The 15,381-nt window shown below is 67.9% G+C and carries 13 protein-coding genes; 6 read left to right on the top strand and 7 right to left on the bottom strand.

The genetic code is table 11. The features are described from left to right. Positions 1-37: 37 nt before the first annotated feature. The gene (locus ACFQY2_RS01710) at positions 38-2,188 is read left to right on the top strand and encodes an ATP-dependent Clp protease ATP-binding subunit (RefSeq protein WP_378743877.1); all 2,151 of its coding nucleotides are present in this window, start codon (positions 38-40) and stop codon (positions 2,186-2,188) included. Positions 2,189-2,206: 18 nt separating this feature from the next. On the opposite strand, the gene ACFQY2_RS01705 is transcribed toward ACFQY2_RS01710, so the two are convergent. Further along, positions 2,207-3,613 carry a glucose-6-phosphate dehydrogenase gene (locus ACFQY2_RS01705; protein ID WP_378745006.1) on the bottom strand — a complete coding sequence of 469 codons (1,407 nt, stop codon included), beginning with the start codon at positions 3,611-3,613 and terminating at the stop codon, positions 2,207-2,209. A 79-nt stretch (positions 3,614-3,692) separates the two neighbouring features. On the opposite strand from ACFQY2_RS01705, the gene ACFQY2_RS01700 reads away from it, so the two are divergent. Continuing rightward, positions 3,693-5,483 (top strand): glycoside hydrolase family 15 protein, encoded by a 1,791-nt coding sequence (locus tag ACFQY2_RS01700; protein ID WP_378745005.1) that lies wholly within the window; start codon positions 3,693-3,695, stop codon positions 5,481-5,483. 13 nt (positions 5,484-5,496) lie between these two features. Here the strand turns inward: ACFQY2_RS01700 and ACFQY2_RS01695 are convergent, their stop codons facing one another. The 3 genes from ACFQY2_RS01695 to ACFQY2_RS01685 form a co-directional block, all read right to left on the bottom strand. After that, positions 5,497-6,084: a nitroreductase family protein gene (locus tag ACFQY2_RS01695; RefSeq protein ID WP_378743876.1), complete on the bottom strand. Its 588-nt coding sequence runs from the start codon at positions 6,082-6,084 to the stop codon at positions 5,497-5,499. An 82-nt stretch (positions 6,085-6,166) separates the two neighbouring features. Then, complete coding sequence (locus ACFQY2_RS01690; protein ID WP_378743874.1) at positions 6,167-7,240, bottom strand: ABC transporter permease; 1,074 nt, start codon at positions 7,238-7,240, stop codon at positions 6,167-6,169. Next, on the bottom strand, positions 7,237-8,130 hold the full coding sequence (locus ACFQY2_RS01685; protein WP_378743873.1) for an ABC transporter ATP-binding protein: 894 nt from the start codon (positions 8,128-8,130) through the stop codon (positions 7,237-7,239). Before ACFQY2_RS01685 ends, ACFQY2_RS01690 begins: the two co-directional genes overlap by 4 nt. A 162-nt stretch (positions 8,131-8,292) precedes the next feature. On the opposite strand from ACFQY2_RS01685, the gene ACFQY2_RS01680 reads away from it, so the two are divergent. Further along, entirely contained in the window at positions 8,293-8,865 is a 573-nt protein-coding gene (locus ACFQY2_RS01680; RefSeq protein ID WP_378743872.1) for an NADPH-dependent FMN reductase, read from the top strand. 51 nt (positions 8,866-8,916) lie between these two features. Here the strand turns inward: ACFQY2_RS01680 and ACFQY2_RS01675 are convergent, their stop codons facing one another. The 3 genes from ACFQY2_RS01675 to ACFQY2_RS01665 form a co-directional block, all read right to left on the bottom strand. Then, positions 8,917-11,322, bottom strand: a complete 2,406-nt coding sequence (locus ACFQY2_RS01675) for an alpha/beta hydrolase-fold protein (protein ID WP_378743871.1) — start codon at positions 11,320-11,322, stop codon at positions 8,917-8,919. Between the two features lie 174 nt (positions 11,323-11,496). Beyond that, positions 11,497-12,171, bottom strand: a complete 675-nt coding sequence (locus tag ACFQY2_RS01670; RefSeq protein ID WP_378743870.1) for a response regulator — start codon at positions 12,169-12,171, stop codon at positions 11,497-11,499. Next, positions 12,168-13,439: a sensor histidine kinase gene (locus ACFQY2_RS01665; RefSeq protein WP_378743869.1), complete on the bottom strand. Its 1,272-nt coding sequence runs from the start codon at positions 13,437-13,439 to the stop codon at positions 12,168-12,170. The genes ACFQY2_RS01670 and ACFQY2_RS01665 overlap by 4 nt, the downstream gene beginning before the upstream one ends. Positions 13,440-13,597: 158 nt before the next feature. Between ACFQY2_RS01665 and ACFQY2_RS01660 the strand changes: the two genes are divergently transcribed. From ACFQY2_RS01660 to ACFQY2_RS01650, 3 genes are read left to right on the top strand one after another with little or no spacing between them, the layout of a single operon-like run. Then, on the top strand, positions 13,598-14,041 hold the full coding sequence (locus ACFQY2_RS01660; protein WP_378745004.1) for a VOC family protein: 444 nt from the start codon (positions 13,598-13,600) through the stop codon (positions 14,039-14,041). A 1-nt stretch (position 14,042) separates the two neighbouring features. Next, positions 14,043-14,756: a winged helix-turn-helix transcriptional regulator gene (locus tag ACFQY2_RS01655; protein WP_378743868.1), complete on the top strand. Its 714-nt coding sequence runs from the start codon at positions 14,043-14,045 to the stop codon at positions 14,754-14,756. Then, entirely contained in the window at positions 14,753-15,376 is a 624-nt protein-coding gene (locus ACFQY2_RS01650) for a dihydrofolate reductase family protein (RefSeq protein WP_378743867.1), read from the top strand. The genes ACFQY2_RS01655 and ACFQY2_RS01650 overlap by 4 nt, the downstream gene beginning before the upstream one ends. Positions 15,377-15,381: the final 5 nt, after the last annotated feature.

Raw genomic sequence — 15,381 nt, 5'->3', positions numbered from 1 at the left:
AAACTCAACTTTGAAGGAGTCTCCTCAGGAGGATCGGATGACCAACCCCGCACAGAGCAGCGAAGAGCAGCAGAGCGCCCTCGAGCAGTTCGGCATCAATCTCACCGATCGTGCGCGCCAGGGCAAGCTCGACCCGGTGATCGGACGGGACAGTGAGATCCGCCGCGTCAGCCAGGTGCTCACGCGCCGCACCAAGAACAACCCGGTGCTCATCGGCGAGCCCGGCGTCGGCAAGACGGCCGTGGTCGAGGGACTCGCACAGCGCATCGTCGCCGGGGACGTCGCCGAATCGCTGAAGGACAAGGAGCTCATCACCCTCGACATCTCCGCCCTGGTCGCCGGCGCCATGTACCGCGGCCAGTTCGAGGAGCGCCTGAAGAGCGTGCTGAAGGAGATCACCGAATCCGACGGCAAGGTCATCACGTTCATCGACGAACTGCACGTGCTCATGGGCGCCGGCGGCGGAGAGGGATCGGTGGCGGCCTCCAACATGCTCAAGCCCATGCTCGCCCGCGGCGAGCTGCGCATGATCGGCGCGACCACACTCAACGAGTACCGGGAGTTCATCGAGAAGGATGCCGCGCTGGAGCGCCGCTTCCAGCAGGTCTACGTCGGGGAGCCGTCCGTCGAGGACACCATCGCCATCCTCCGCGGCCTCAAGGGCCGCTACGAGGCGCACCACGGGGTCACGATCTCCGACAGCGCGCTCGTGGCATCCGCCGCCCTCTCCAACCGCTACCTGCCGAGCCGGCAGCTGCCGGACAAGGCCATCGACCTGATCGACGAGGCCATGTCGCGCCTGAAGATGGAGATCGACTCCTCTCCGGTCGAGATCGACGAACTCAAGCGGCAGGTCGACCGGATGAAGCTCGAGGAGCTCGCCCTCAAGCGAGAGAAGGACGATGCCTCCAAGGAGCGGCTGGCCACACTGCGCGAGCAGCTGGTCGACCTGGAACACGAGCTCGCCGGGCTGGAGGAGCGCTGGGCGCGCGAGCGCCAGGGACTGAACCGCGTGGGCGAGCTGAAGAAGAAGCTCGACGACGCCATCACCCAGCGCGACCTCGCCATGCGCGAGGCGGATTACACCCGGGCGTCCAAGCTCGAATATGAGACGATCAAGCGTCTGCAGGCCGAGATCACCGAGGCCGAGCATGCCGAAGCCGCCCTCTCCAGCGAGGGCCGGATGGTCAACGAGCAGGTCACCGACGAGGACATCGCCGCCGTGATCGCCGCATGGACCGGCATCCCCGTCGGCCGCCTGCTGCAGGGCGAGAGCGAGAAGCTGCTGCACCTGGAGAACGAGCTCGGCAGGCGACTGATCGGTCAGAGGGAGGCCGTCAAGGCGGTGTCGGATGCCGTGCGCCGCTCCCGCGCGGGAATCAGCGACCCCGGACGCCCGACCGGTTCGTTCCTGTTCCTCGGACCGACGGGTGTCGGCAAGACCGAGCTCGCGAAGGCGCTCGCCGAGTTCCTCTTCGACGACGAGCATGCCATGGTGCGCATCGACATGAGCGAGTACGGCGAGAAGCACACCGTCTCGCGCCTGGTCGGCGCCCCTCCTGGCTACATCGGCTACGAGCAGGGCGGTCAGCTCACCGAGGCCGTGCGCCGGCGCCCGTACAGCGTGGTGCTGCTCGACGAGGTCGAGAAGGCGCATCCCGAGGTCTTCGACGTGCTGCTGCAGGTGCTCGACGACGGCCGTCTCACCGACGGCCAGGGCCGCACGGTCGACTTCTCGAACGTCATCCTGATCCTCACGAGCAACATCGGCTCGCCGATCCTGATCGACCCGGTGATGTCCGCCGACGACAAGCGGGACGCCGTGATGACACTCGTGCGGCAGGCCTTCCGTCCGGAGTTCCTCAACCGGCTCGACGACATCGTGATGTTCTCGGCCCTCAGCCAGGACGACCTCGCGCAGATCGTGGAGCTCGCCGTCGACCAGCTGCAGCGCCGACTGCACGACCGTCGGCTCACGCTCGCCGTCACCCCGGATGCCCGGTCGTGGCTGGCCGAGCGCGGCTACGACCCGATGTTCGGTGCCCGTCCGCTGCGGAGGCTCATTCAGACCGAGATCCAGAACCGCCTTGCCACTGCGCTGCTCTCGGGCGGCGTGCGCGATGGCGACACCGTGCGGGTGGACGTCGCGGCCGACGGCTCGGGGCTGGTGCTCACCAGTCAGAGCTGATCCCGGCGACGGGCGGCCTCACGCGTCCTTGGTGGTCGCCCAGTCCGCCGGCCCCGTCGACCCGGCGACGTACTCGTCCATCGGCACGTCGCCGCGTGCCCAGGCATCGCGGACCGGCTGGATGATGCGCCAGCACTGCTCGGCAGCATCCGACCGGACCGACAGGGTCATGTCCCCGTCGAGGATCTCGCTGAGCACCTCGGTATAGGCCAGCAGAGTGCCCTTGCCGAGATTGCTGGAGAGCACGTCGCGCCGCAGCGCGAAGGGGTCGTCTCCGCCGTTGACGTTCAGCACGAGGTCGATCTGGTCGGGCCCGAGCACGAACCGCAGGATGCCGCCGTCGGTGGGCTGCCCGGTCAGCCCGTCGGGGATGTGGCGGACCGGCTTGAACGTCACGACGATCTCGGCGCAGCGCTCCGTCATCGCCTTGCCGCTGCGCAGCGTGAACGGCACCCCTGACCAGCGGGCGGTGTGCACCTCGCAGGTGATCTCGGCCAGCGTCTCCGTGTCGCGGTCGGGGTCCACGCCCTCCTCGTGCACATAGGAGGGGACGTCGCGCGGCTCCTGTCTCGTGTGCACGTCGTCCTTCACCGCGAGCCGGCCCGCCGTGTACCGGCCGCGGCGCGATGATCGCACCGGGTTGTCGTCCCAGATCCGGGTGGCGCGCAGCGCCGCCGCCATGGCGTCGCGCAGATCGAGTTCGTCCAGGTCGTGCGGCTGCTCCATGGCCAGCACCGCGAGCACCTGCAGCAGATGGCTCTGGATCATGTCGATCATCGCGCCGGCCTTGTCGTAGTAGCGCGCGCGGTTCTCCAGTGCCAGCGCCTCGTCGTACCGGACCAGCACGGACTGCACGTGATCTGCCGACCACACCGGTTCGATCAGACGATTCGCGAAGCGCACGCCCAGCACGTTCAGGAGCGTCGACCGGCCGAGGAAGTGATCGACGCGAAAGATGCGCTCCTCCGGGACGAGCTTCTGCACCAGCTCGTTCAGCGCGTGCGCACTGCGCTCGTCGGAGCCGAACGGCTTCTCCAGCGCGAGTACCGTGTTCTCGGGGAGGGTGACGTCGCGCAGCACCTCGCAGGCCGCCTCGGTCACCGCGGGCGGAAGGGCGAAATAGATCACCAGTCGGCCCTGAGTGCCCTCCACGAGCGCCGCGAGCGCATCACGATCGGTGACATCGGCCTGCGTGTACGTGGTGCCGGAGACGCGGTCGAACTGGTCTTCGGCATCCGATGCGGCGAACGACGTCCGCACGCAGTCGCGCCAGTGCTTCTCGCTCCAGTGATCCGAGCCCGCCCCCCGCAGTGTGAGCTGCCGCTCCGGTTCACGCGAGAGCAGCTGCCCGATCGCGGGCAGCAGCAGCCGGGAGGTCAGGTCGCCGGAGGCGCCGAGGATGAGGAGGGTCGTCGTCGACATGATGTCGACGCTAGTCGCTCGGAACGACGAAGCAAGGGGGTGGATGCGACGAGCACCAGGTGCAAGACTGCGCAGCGTGGCCATGCGGATCGAGGACTATGCCCTTCTGAGCAACTGCCGGACGGCGGCGCTCGTATCCCGCGAAGGAGCCGTCGACTGGCTCTGTCTGCCTCGGCTGGATTCGGCGAGCACGTTCGGCGCCCTGCTCGGGGACGAGTCCCACGGACGGTGGGCGCTGCGCCCCGCGGATGCCGACGCCACCGTCACCCGCCGCTACGATCGCGACACCTTCGTGCTGATCACCCGGTGGCAGAGCGCGGATGCCGTGGCCGAGGTGCACGACTTCATGCCCATCGACCCCGATCCCCGCGTCGACGTCCGCCGCACCGACCTCATCCGGCGGGTGGTCGGGGTCGAGGGGACCATGAGGTTCGAACAGCGGCTCAGCATCCGCTTCGACTACGCCCGGGCGATGCCGTGGGTGCGGCAGACCGGCACGGCGCAGCATCCCCGTCTGGTGGCGATGGCCGGACCGGATGCCGTCGCGCTCCGCGGTGCTGCGCTGAAGCCCGTCGATCACGAGCACAGGGGGGATCTCTCGGTCACCGCCGGTGAGGTGCGCGACCTGCAGCTGACCTGGTTCCCATCGCACATGGACGTGCCGGAGCCGCTCGACGTCGACCACGAGCTGAGGCGCACCAAGAACTGGTGGCAGGGCTGGGCCGACCGGATCGAGCATCACGGACCGCACCACGAGATCGTCGTGCGGTCGCTGCTGATCCTGCGCGCTCTCACCAACCATGAGACCGGTGGCATCGCGGCGGCGGCGACGATGGCGCTGCCCGAGGACTTCGGAGGGGAGCGCAACTGGGACTACCGCTATGTCTGGCTGCGCGATGCGGCGCTCACACTGGAGGCGCTGCTCGATCACGGCTTCCTCGCGCTGGCGGAACGCTGGCGGGAATGGCTGCTGCGCGCCGTCGCCGGCGACCCGGCGGACCTGCAGATCATGTACGGGCTGGCCGGCGAGCGCGACCTGCAGGAGCGCGAGCTGGACTCACTGCCCGGCTTCGCGGCTTCGGCGCCCGTGCGCATCGGCAACGGTGCCGCCTCCCAGTATCAGGCCGACGTGGTGGGCGAGGTGCTGGTGACACTGTCGGCTGCTCGTGCCGCGGGCCTGCAGCAGTCGAAGTTCTCCTGGCCGCTGGAGCGGCAGCTCCTGAAGTTCGCCGCCGGCCACCTCGATCGCGCCGACCAGGGGATGTGGGAGATCCGCGGCGATCCCCACCAGTTCACGCATTCCCGCGTGATGATGTGGGCGGCCTTCGACCGCGGCGTGCGCGCGGTGGAGGAGTACGGTCTGGACGGACCGGTGCAGCACTGGCGCGAGCTGCGGCACCGGATGCGCATCGAGATCGATCAGCACGGCGTCAGTGACGGGCACTTCATCCAGTACTACGGCACGACCGAGGTGGATGCCTCGCTCCTGCTGCTTCCCCAGGTGGGCTACTGCGCCCCTGACGACCCCCGGATGCTGGCGACGGTAGACCGGATCGAGCAGACCCTCATGCACGAGGGGCTGCTGCACCGGTACCGCACCGGCAGCGGGGTGGACGGGCTGGCCGGGGACGAGAGTCCGTTCCTGGCCTGCTCCTTCTGGCTCGTCGAGCAGTACGCGTCCACCGGCCGCGAGCGCGAGGCGCGCGCCCTCATGCACCGGCTCTGCGAACTCGCGAACGACGTCGGGATGCTGTCGGAGGAGTACGACCCGGTGCAGGGCCGCCAGGTCGGCAACACCCCGCAGGCGTTCTCGCATCTGGCGCTCGTGAGAGCGGCCGATGCGCTGTCGAGGACAGGGCACCGGCCGCGCTAGGCGTCGACGGCGATCAGGCGCTCAGCACCACCGTCTCGTGGATCGGGCGGCGGACGCGGGGAGCGACCTCACGCTGCTGCAGGGGCTCGGGAAGTGCGGAGACGTCGCCCAGGTGACCCATCGCGATGACCGTCATCGGCACGAACCGCGGGTCCAGTCCGGCGATCTCGCGGATCGGCTCCGGGTCGAACCCGCTCATCTGATGCACGACCAGTCCGTCGTGATGCGCCTGCACGGACAGGTGCGCGATCGACTGCCCCAGATCGTAGGCGGCGTGGGTGATCGGGGTGCCATCGGCAGTGGCGGTCTCGGCGACGGCGACGATGAGCACGCCGGAGTTACCCGCCCATGCCTGGTTGAAGCCCATCAGCGTCGAATGGATGCCGCGATGCAGCTCGGTGCCGCGCCGCGCGACGATGAGGCGCCAGGGCTGCGAGTTGCTCGCGCTCGGCGACCAGCGGGCCGCCTCCAGAGCGCGCGACAGCTCGGCCTCGTCGATCGGCGCCTCCGGGTCGAAAGCACGGGGGCTCCATCGGTTGGCGAGAACATCGAGCAGGTCGTGCTCGGTGGGGGCGGTGCGATCGATGACAGCAGTGCTCATGGCGATGAGTCCCTTCAGGAGTGAATCCGGTGGACCCCATCGTCCGGAGAGCGCAACACACGTATGCGCGCGCATATTCCGTTCAGCCGCGCAGTGCTTCGCCGAGCTTGACGCGCGCCCCCATCCGCAGCAACGAGTTCTCGTAGATCTTCGCGCCGATCAGGATCGCTCCGATGCAGCTGGCGAGCAGGATGATCAAGGACAGCAGCGGCTCCCACCACTGCGCCTCGCCGACGAACAGGCGCACCGGCATCCCCACGGGCGCCGAGAACGGCACATACGACAGGATCGTCATGATCACCGGGTTGTCGTTGAAGAAGATCACCAGGAAGTACGGTGCCATCACCAGGATCATCAGCGGCATCGTCGTCGAGCCGATGTCCTCCTGCCGCGAGACCATCGCCGCCGCGGCGGAGTACAGCGAAGCCAGCAGGATGAAGCCGAACAGGAAGAACACGGCGAACCACAGCACCGGCGCGCCCAGGCCGGCGAGCACCTCGTTCTGACCCGTGACGATCAGGCCGACAACGGCGATGGCCGCGAGCAGCAGGATCTGCGCCATCGCGAGCACCGTGTTGCCGATCACCTTGCCCGCCAGCAGCACGCGGGACGGGATCGCCGAGATCAGCAGCTCGACCACGCGGGTCTGCTTCTCCTCCACCACGCTCTGCGCGATGGTGCTGCCGAACGTCGAGGCCGCCATCAGGAACACCACCCCGAAGCCGATGGCCACCAGGTAGCGCAGCAGCGGGTTGGTCTCGGCCGGCTGGAGGATGTCGACCTGAGGCGACTGCGACAGGCCCATCACCAGGCTGGTAGGCGCGTTCTCCTTGGCCAAGATCACCAGCCCGGTGGGGTCGCCCTCGGCGGGCAGCACGGCCGCCTTGACCTCGTCGTCGAGCACGAGCCGCTCGGCTTCGGCGCGATCGGCCACCTCGGTCACCGTCACATCCGGCAGCGCGCTCACGATGGAGGCGGACTGCGGTGTCGCGGCGATCGCATCGGGTGTGGACGACTTGCTGGCGAACCCGCCGATCAGCACCCCGGCGAGAGCCACCAGCAGCAGGATGCCGGTGGAGATCATGAACGCCTTGCTGCGCAGCTTGGAACCGATCTCGCGCTCGGCGACGAGCCAGACGGCGGATGGGGTGTTCACAGGATGACCTCCTTGAAGATCTGGGCGAGGGACGGATGCTGCGGGGTGAAGTTCGTGACGGCGCCGCGGTCGACCGCACCCCGCAGTACGCGCTGCGCGGTCGCGGGGGTGTCGACCTCGAACACGGCTGAACCGCCTTCGAAATCGATCACGGTCACGCCGGGTTCGCTGCGCAGCCAGCCGGCATCGGCGGAGGAGTCCAGCTGGTATCGCAGTGTGGAGTGCCGGGCGCGCAGTTCGTCGCGGGAGCCGGCCGCGCGGATCGTGCCGCCGGCGATGATGATCAGGTCGTCGCAGAGTCGTTCCACGACGTCCAGCTGGTGCGACGAGAACAGGATCGAGCATCCCATGCCGGCGCGGCGCTGGAGCACGTCGGCGACGACGTCGACGGCCAGCGGGTCCAGACCCGAGAACGGTTCGTCGAGGATGAGCACGTCGGGGTCGTGTACGAGGGCGGCGGCGATCTGGGCGCGCTGCTGGTTGCCCAGCGAGAGCGATTCGATGGTGTCTTCCAGACGCTCTCCGAGGCCGAGCTCCTCGAGCAGCGCGGTGGCGCGCGCCGTGGCATCCGTCTTGCCGAAGCCGTGCAGCCGTGCCAGGTACACGACCTGCTCGAGCACCTTCATCTTCGGGTACAGGCCGCGTTCCTCGGGCATGTAGCCGAAGCGCCGCCGGTCGGCGGATGTGACAGGGGAGCCGTCGAGGGTGACCGTGCCGGCATCGCCGGCGAGGACGCCGAGGATGATGCGCATGGTCGTGGTCTTGCCCGCGCCATTACCGCCGACGAAGCCGGTGAGCCGGCCCGGGGTGACGTCGAAGCGGATGTCGTCGAGCACGGTGCGCGAGCCGTAGCTCTTGGTGACGCCGTCGAGATGCAGTCTGCCTGTCATGCCTCCACGCTACGGAGCGGGGGAGGCTGTGGCATCCCCCGCGCGGCGGACCGAGGTGCTCCCTCGTCGGGGGGAGTCAGGCGTCTCTTATATTCATCGGAATACAGTTGAAGGCCGGCGGGTTGTATCCGCCATACCCGTTCCCTGATGACAAGGATCCCCATGACCCGCAGAATCGGTTACATCGTCGGCAGCATCTCGAGCACGTCCATCAACCGCCGCCTCTCGCGCGTCCTCGTGAACCTGGCGCCCGAGGGCACCGAGCTCGTCGAGATCGAGATCAAGGACCTCCCCTTCTACAGCCCCGACTACGACGGAGACTTCCCGCAGGTCGCGCGCGACTTCAAGCAGGCCATCGCCGATGTCGACGGCGTGATCATCATCACTCCCGAGTACAGCCGCTCGATCCCCGGCGTGTTGAAGAACGCCCTGGACTGGTCGACCCGTCCGTACGGCGAGATGTCGTTCTACGGCAAGCCCGTCGCCGTGATCGGCACGTCGGGCAGCGGCGTCGCCACCGCTGCCGCGCAGCAGCACCTGCGCGCGATCCTCGGTCACTTCAGCGCGGTCACCATGGGGCAGCCCGAGGGCTTCATCCAGGACCGCCCTGGCCTGTTCACCGACGACGGCCAGGTCACCGACGAGAGCACCGCGGGCTTCCTGGTCGGCTACCTCGAGGCGTTCAACGGACTGATCTCCCGGGTCGAGCACGCCTCCACGCTCGCCACGGTCTGAGCAGACGGGGCCTCCGCCGGATGCGGAGGCCCCGTTGCGCTCAGTGATCGATCAAGCAGACATCGCCCGGTTGCGTCGCACGATGTACAACGTCACCCCGCCGGCCAGCAGCAGTGCCGCTGCAACACCGCCCAGCGCCCAGGGCGGCGCCGATCCCGTATCGGCCAGGTCGCCGTCCGGAACGTTCCCGCCCGGAGCGCCACCTCCCGGAGCCGGCGGTGAGACCGGTTCCTCCCCCGGGTCTTCGTCACGAGCCATCGTCGGAGTGGATACCGACGCCTCCGGAGAAGTCACCTTCGCCCCGCCCGGGGTCGTCCCGGCGCCCGTTGCGACGTTGACGATCTTCCGGCGGTCCACATCGGATGCGGTGACCGTGTAGGGGTCCGCGGTGAAGGTCGCCGACTCCGATGGAGCCAGGGTCGCCACCGAGCTCGGAGTGAGGCCGGCGACCATCGGGTCGATCGCCGCCACCCCTGTCAGCGGCAAGTCGCCCGTGTTGGTGAGCACGATCTCGTATTGAATCCGCTCGCCCTCGTCCGCGACGCCGTTGCCGTTGGTGTCGTCGAGCGTCGCGGTCTTGACAGCGACCAGCGCTCCCACCGGTGCAGGGATATCGGGGAAGTGCGCAGAGTGCATGGCCATCGACGCCTGCATCCCCTCCATGTAGAACGCGCTGTTGTGGCCACCGTCGCGGAGCTCGAACTCGACATTCGCGCCGATACGGTTCAGGTAGTCCGCCGCCCGCTGAGACACCGCCGGGTTCACCAGTTGGTCATCGTTGCCGTGGTCGATGTAGAAGTCGAGGCTCGGCAGGATGTCGGACTCGAGAATATCGGAGTAGTTCGCCTCGAGGTCGGGGATGGCTCCCATGTGCGACGCGAACGATGTGTAGAGGTCGGTGTGCGCCATGCCGATCTTGAACACGCCGCCTCCGCCCATCGATATGCCCGTCAGTCCACGGGACTCCGCATCGGCGATCGTCCGGTAGTGCGAATCGATCTGATCGAGGATGTCGACATAGATGTGGCTCGCCCACGGACCCTGCGTGTCGCTCGGGCCGCCCGGAGTGTCGGCGTAGCCACTGTTCTTTCCGGAGTTCGGCATGACGACGATCATCTCGTCGACCGATCCGTCCGCGATCCACTCGTTCATCCGGTCCTCGATGCGGTCGACGTTGACGAACGAATCGCCTGTGCTGTTGATGCCGTGGAGCAGATAGACGACGGGATAGTCGCGGTCGGGTTCGGTGTAGTACGAAGGTGGCAGGTAGATGTTGTATCGCAGGGTGTTCCCGTTCATGCCCGGAAGCGTGGATACGTAGTCGACCGCGTACGTGTGGTTCAGGTTTCCGCGTTCGAGTGTCTTGCCATCGCGGTCGAGGAAGTACTGCAGGTGCAGCGCATCCACGTCGATTTGGACCCTCTGGCCCCCGCTGACCCCGGAGATCACCCGTTCAGCGGAGTACACGGGCGCACCGCGGTACTGGTAGTAGCCGGCGGCGGTGTCCGTCACGGAGAGGTCTTCATAAGAGTCGAACATCGATTTCAGGATGGCCAACTGCTCCGACTTGTCGATCTCATTCTGGTGGTACGCCTCGTCGAGGGTGGCGGCATAGGCATCAAGGTCCTCGGACTCGATCGCGGCGACCTGCGCATCGACGATGGCACGGTAGGGCGCATCGTCGGTCATTCGCTCAGTCGGCATGTCCTTCAGCGAGCGCACGGCGACATCCGAGTTGACGAGCGCGATATCACGGTCGTAGAACCCGCCGTAGGAGTTGTTGTTGTAGACCCGGATGCTGATCTCGTTCGTTCCCTCATGCAGCAGAGAGCTGTCCACCTCGTACTCGCGGGGGACCTCCCAGTAGGACTTCTCGAATCTGAAGTCGCCGCTCTGATCGAACCCGCCGTGGTCGGGGACGTTCGTGGCGGGGGCCGGTGCGCCGTCGGCGCCGAGGAACCCACTGGCCGCGACCGGTGTGCCATTGATGTACACGACGTCCATGTCGTCGATGATGCCGAGCATCAGCGTCACATGGTCGCTGTCGTCGAGGAAGCCGCCGGGGATCTCGACGGTGCGAGCGAACCAGCCCTCCGACCAGTTCGGGAACAGGTCGGCTTCGCTGAGCTCATTGCGTGAGCCGCCTTGGGTATACCCCGGACGCACCATCTGCATCAGGCCGCCGGTCGAGTAGTCGGCAGCGGGAACCGTGACGGTCTCCCATTGAGTGAACTGCCCGGCGTCCGGCAGCTCGGCATCGTCTAGGTCTTCCCAGGTGACATTCACCCGACCCAGCGGCAGGTACTGGAACATGTTGCTGTACTTGCGATAGACGGCGAAATGCCAGTCGCCGCGCAGGTCGACGATGTCATCGGAGTAGTCGCCAACGGAGTTCGTGGACGAGGAGAGCAGACGATCAACAGCGGTGTCGACGTCGGAAGGAAGCTCGGCAGCCATCGTCGGCGCCGAGAGGGTGAGCGCGCAGAGCGCGGCCACCGACAGGGTAAGTGTTGTTTTACCAACATTCAATGTTGTTATTCGCACATCTGCATGGTACTATGATCGCGTCGTGCTTGGCCAGCCTCTTCTTCGACCGAGCGAACGAGGATGCAGTGACGCCGTGACGGCCGTCTACGTGAGGCCGTGGCGGTGCGCGAGCACGATGGCCTGCACGCGGTCGCGGGCGCCGAGCTTCTGCAGCACGCGTGAGACGTGCGTCTTCACGGTCGCCTCCCCGATGAACAGCTCTTTCGCGATCTCGGCGTTGCTGCGAGCGTCGGCCATCAGGGTCAGCACCTCGGCCTCGCGCTCGGTCAGCGGCTCGGCGAGCACCCGCTCATCCCTCGCCGCACCGCGCGCGGTCGCAGGAGAGGAGGGCGGGGCGGATGCCGTGAAGCGGGCCAGCACGCGACGTGTGACCTCGGGGGCGAGGACCCCGTCACCGACGGCCAGAGCCCGCACGGCGGTGATGAGCTCTTCGGGGCCGGCGTTCTTCAGCAGGAATCCGCCCGCGCCGGCATCCAGCGCCTGGAACAGGTACTCGTCGCGATCGAACGTGGTGATGATGGCCACGGATGCCGTGATCGCGGCATCCGCGACGATGCGCCGCGTCGCCTCGATGCCGTCCATGTCGGGCATCTGCACGTCCATCGTGATCACGTCGGGCTGCAGTCGCGCAGCCAGCTCGACGCCCTCCGCGCCGGTCGCGGCCTCGCCGACCACCTCGATGTCCGGCTGCGTGCCGAGGATGGTGCGGAAACCCGCGCGCAACATGGCGTGATCGTCGACGATCAGCACGCGGATCATCCGACCACCCCGTCGGCGGGGCGGGAGATCGGGATGCTCGCCCGCACGCGGAATCCTCCTTGAGGCCGGGGGAGCAGGTCGATCGAGCCGCCGGACGCCAGCGCGCGCTCCCGCATACCGATCTGGCCGAGGCCCGGTCGCTGCGCGCCCACGGAGCGTCCGGTGTTCACGACCTCCAGCTCGACGGCATCCGGTGCGTACCGCACCCGTACGTCCGCCGTGGCGCCGACTCCTGCGTGCCGTCTGGCGTTGGTCAGCGCCTCCTGCGCGATCCGGTACAGATTCACGCCGACCGTGCTCGGCACCGGGGACGGATCACCGATGACCGTGTACTCCGTGGGCAGCCCCGCGTCCCGAGACGACTGCGCGAGGTCCTCGATGTCGTCGAGCCCGAACGCCGAGGACGGCCCGTCCTCCCCCTCGCCGTCGCCCGGCGCGCGCAGCGTCTCCAGCAGCTGACGGAAGTCGCTGATCGCCTCGCGGGAGGCATCCTCGACACCGGCCAGCATCCGCTTCGCCTCGGCCGGGTCCTGCTCGATCACCAGCCGGGCGGCGCCGGCCTGAACGCCCATCACCGAGACGTGGTGGGCGACCACGTCATGCAGCTCGCGCGCGATGCGCACCCGGTCCAGCGCCACCGCCTGCGCGGCGGTGACCTCCCGTTCGGCCTCCAGCTCACGCGTGCGCTCCTCCAGAGAGTGCCGCTGCACGGCGGCGTTCCAGGAGCGCTCGCCGAAGTAGTAGGCGCCACCGAAGTAGAGCCCGTTGAGCAGCAGCTGGATCATCATGAACGCGACGTAGGGAGAGAACAGTCCGGCCGCCATGTCGGCCTTGCCCGCCTCGGCGATCGCGTCGCGGTACATCACGATGATCAGCCAGACGAACATGCCGACGATGATGCCGACGCGCACGAGCATCGCCGCCCGCCGATCGTTCATCCAGGCGCCCACCGTGTAGAGCGCGATGAACATCGTGATGTTCAGCACGTACACCTCGGGGACCCGCACGGTCACGCTGGTGAAGAACACCAGCGCGACCACGATGGCGACGGCGGCGGGCCAGCGCCGGCGCACCGCGAGCGGAGCCGCGACCCCGGCCACGGTGAGCAGCGCCGACCACATGGGCGCCTGCGCATCGCCGTACAGCCCGGCGACGGTCGACAGGCCGGCGCTGATGATCCCGCCGACGAGCATCACACCCGCCAGCAGCAGATCCTGACGCCCGTCGCGCGGGGTCGGCGTGCGCGTGAACGCGAAGGACTCGGGCATTCCTCCACCGTAGGACGCAGCATGCCGCCGGGCATCCCCCGCGAGGCGGATGCGGCTGCCGGGCCGACGACTACTTGCTATTGACAAGCATGGTTGCTTTTTGCAAGCATGGGCACCAGTCCGACGAAGCGTCGGCGGACACAATCGACAAGGGAGTCATCGTGACCAAGATCTTCGTGAACCTGCCCACCTCCGACCTGGAGCGCGCCAAGGCGTTCTACACGGCGCTGGGCTGCGACATCAATCCGGAGTTCACCGACGACAACGCCGCCTGCATCGTCTGGAGCGAGGACATCTTCTTCATGGTGCTCACGCGCGAGTTCTTCGCGACCTTCACTGACAAGCCGATCGTCGATCCGACCCAGTCGCTGCAGGTCTCGTCGGCGTTCAGCTGCGATTCCCGCGAAGAGGTCGACGAGATCATGGCGAAGGGCCTGGCAGCAGGTGGCTCCGAGCCCAAGCCCGCGCAGGACTACGGCTTCATGTACTCGCGCGACCTGGACGACCCGGACGGCAACTCGCTGGGCTTCCTGTACATGGTCCCCGAGGCGGCCGAGAACGGGCCCGACGCGTACATGGCGGAGCACGGCGGCGCAGCCTGACGTGGCGGCACGGAGCTACGGCCAGTACTGCGGAGTCACGACCGCCGTCGAACTGATCGGCGAGCGGTGGGCGCTGCTCATCGTGCGCGATCTGCTCGTCGGGCCCCGGCGCTACACCGACCTCAAGCAGGGGCTGCCGCGCATCCCCACCAACATCCTCGCCACCCGGCTGAAGGAGTTGCAGGGCGGCGGCGTCGTGCGCCGGGTCTCGCTGAAGAACTGCGGTCTGGTGTACGAGCTCACCCCGTACGGGCGGGCGCTGGAGCCGATCGTGCTGGCCATCGGGCGCTGGGGATTCCAGGCGATGGGGGAGCCCGCGCCGGACGACGTCGTCACCCCCGATTCGCTCACCATGGCCCTGCGCACGTCGTTCCAGTCGTCGTGGGCCGGCCGACTCGACATCGAGCTGCACGTCGGTGACGTCGCCCTGCGCGTGCAGGCGGCCGACGGGGTGCTGCGGATCGCGCAGCTGGCGCCGCCCGCACCGCCCGTCGGCGGTGCGGTGCCGGCCGGGGAGCCGGATGCCGTGATCGTCGCCGGACCCGGCATCCGTCTGCTCATCGCCGGAACCGTGACCGGCGCGGAAGCCATCGAGAACGACATCGTCGCCGTGGTGCGCGGCGATGAGCGGATGCTGGACACCTTCGCCTCCGCCTTTCACATCGCACCTGTCACCGTGCACGAGCCGTCCGAACTGCAAGGGAGCGCATCATGACCGGACGCATCATCATCGACCTGTTCACCACCCTCGACGGGGTCGCCCAGGCCCCGGGCGGACCCGAGGAGGATCCCAGCGACGGCTTCCCCTTCGGCGGATGGCAGGCACCGCTGGCGAGTGAGGCCGTGGGCCGGAGCGTCGGCCAGGGCATGGAGACGCTGGACGCGCTCCTGCTCGGCCGGCGGACGTACGACATCTTCGCCGGGTACTGGCCCCACCACACGGACGGGCCGGAGGGCTTCATCGGGCAGCTGTTCGACCGGGTGCCGAAATACGTCGCCTCGCGGGACAGCGACATCGCCCTGGACTGGCAGAACTCTGTCCGGGTCGGCGACGACCTGGCATCCGAGATCGCGGGGCTGCGCGAGAAGCACCAGGACGTGCACGTGATCGGCAGCATCGACTTCGTGCAGACCCTGCTGCACGAGCAGCTCTACGACGAGCTCCAGCTCTGGGTGTACCCCCTCGTGCTCGGCCGGGGCAAGAAGGTCTTCCCGGAGGGTTCGACCCCCGCCAACCTGCGTCTCCTGCACGCCGAGAGCGGTGACGGCGGCACGCTGCTCTTGCGCTACGCGCCGGTCCCCGGCGAGGTCGAGACGGGCACGATGGGGTCCTGAATCGG

Origin of the sequence: Microbacterium sp. GCM10027623, assembly GCF_042666935.1 — a bacterium.
GTDB lineage: Bacteria > Actinomycetota > Actinomycetes > Actinomycetales > Microbacteriaceae > Microbacterium.
Note: the sequence above shows the minus strand (reverse complement) of the source record. Positions and strands in the feature narration are given on the sequence as shown.

Coding starts and splice junctions, on each gene's coding strand:
- ACFQY2_RS01710 (WP_378743877.1), top strand. CDS start 38: ATGACCAACCCCGCACAGAGCAGCGAAGAGCAGCAGAGCGCCCTCGAG.
- ACFQY2_RS01700 (WP_378745005.1), top strand. CDS start 3,693: ATGCGGATCGAGGACTATGCCCTTCTGAGCAACTGCCGGACGGCGGCG.
- ACFQY2_RS01695 (WP_378743876.1), bottom strand. CDS start 6,084: ATGAGCACTGCTGTCATCGATCGCACCGCCCCCACCGAGCACGACCTG.
- ACFQY2_RS01685 (WP_378743873.1), bottom strand. CDS start 8,130: ATGACAGGCAGACTGCATCTCGACGGCGTCACCAAGAGCTACGGCTCG.
- ACFQY2_RS01680 (WP_378743872.1), top strand. CDS start 8,293: ATGACCCGCAGAATCGGTTACATCGTCGGCAGCATCTCGAGCACGTCC.
- ACFQY2_RS01675 (WP_378743871.1), bottom strand. CDS start 11,322: ATGGCTGCCGAGCTTCCTTCCGACGTCGACACCGCTGTTGATCGTCTG.
- ACFQY2_RS01670 (WP_378743870.1), bottom strand. CDS start 12,171: ATGATCCGCGTGCTGATCGTCGACGATCACGCCATGTTGCGCGCGGGT.
- ACFQY2_RS01665 (WP_378743869.1), bottom strand. CDS start 13,439: ATGCCCGAGTCCTTCGCGTTCACGCGCACGCCGACCCCGCGCGACGGG.
- ACFQY2_RS01650 (WP_378743867.1), top strand. CDS start 14,753: ATGACCGGACGCATCATCATCGACCTGTTCACCACCCTCGACGGGGTC.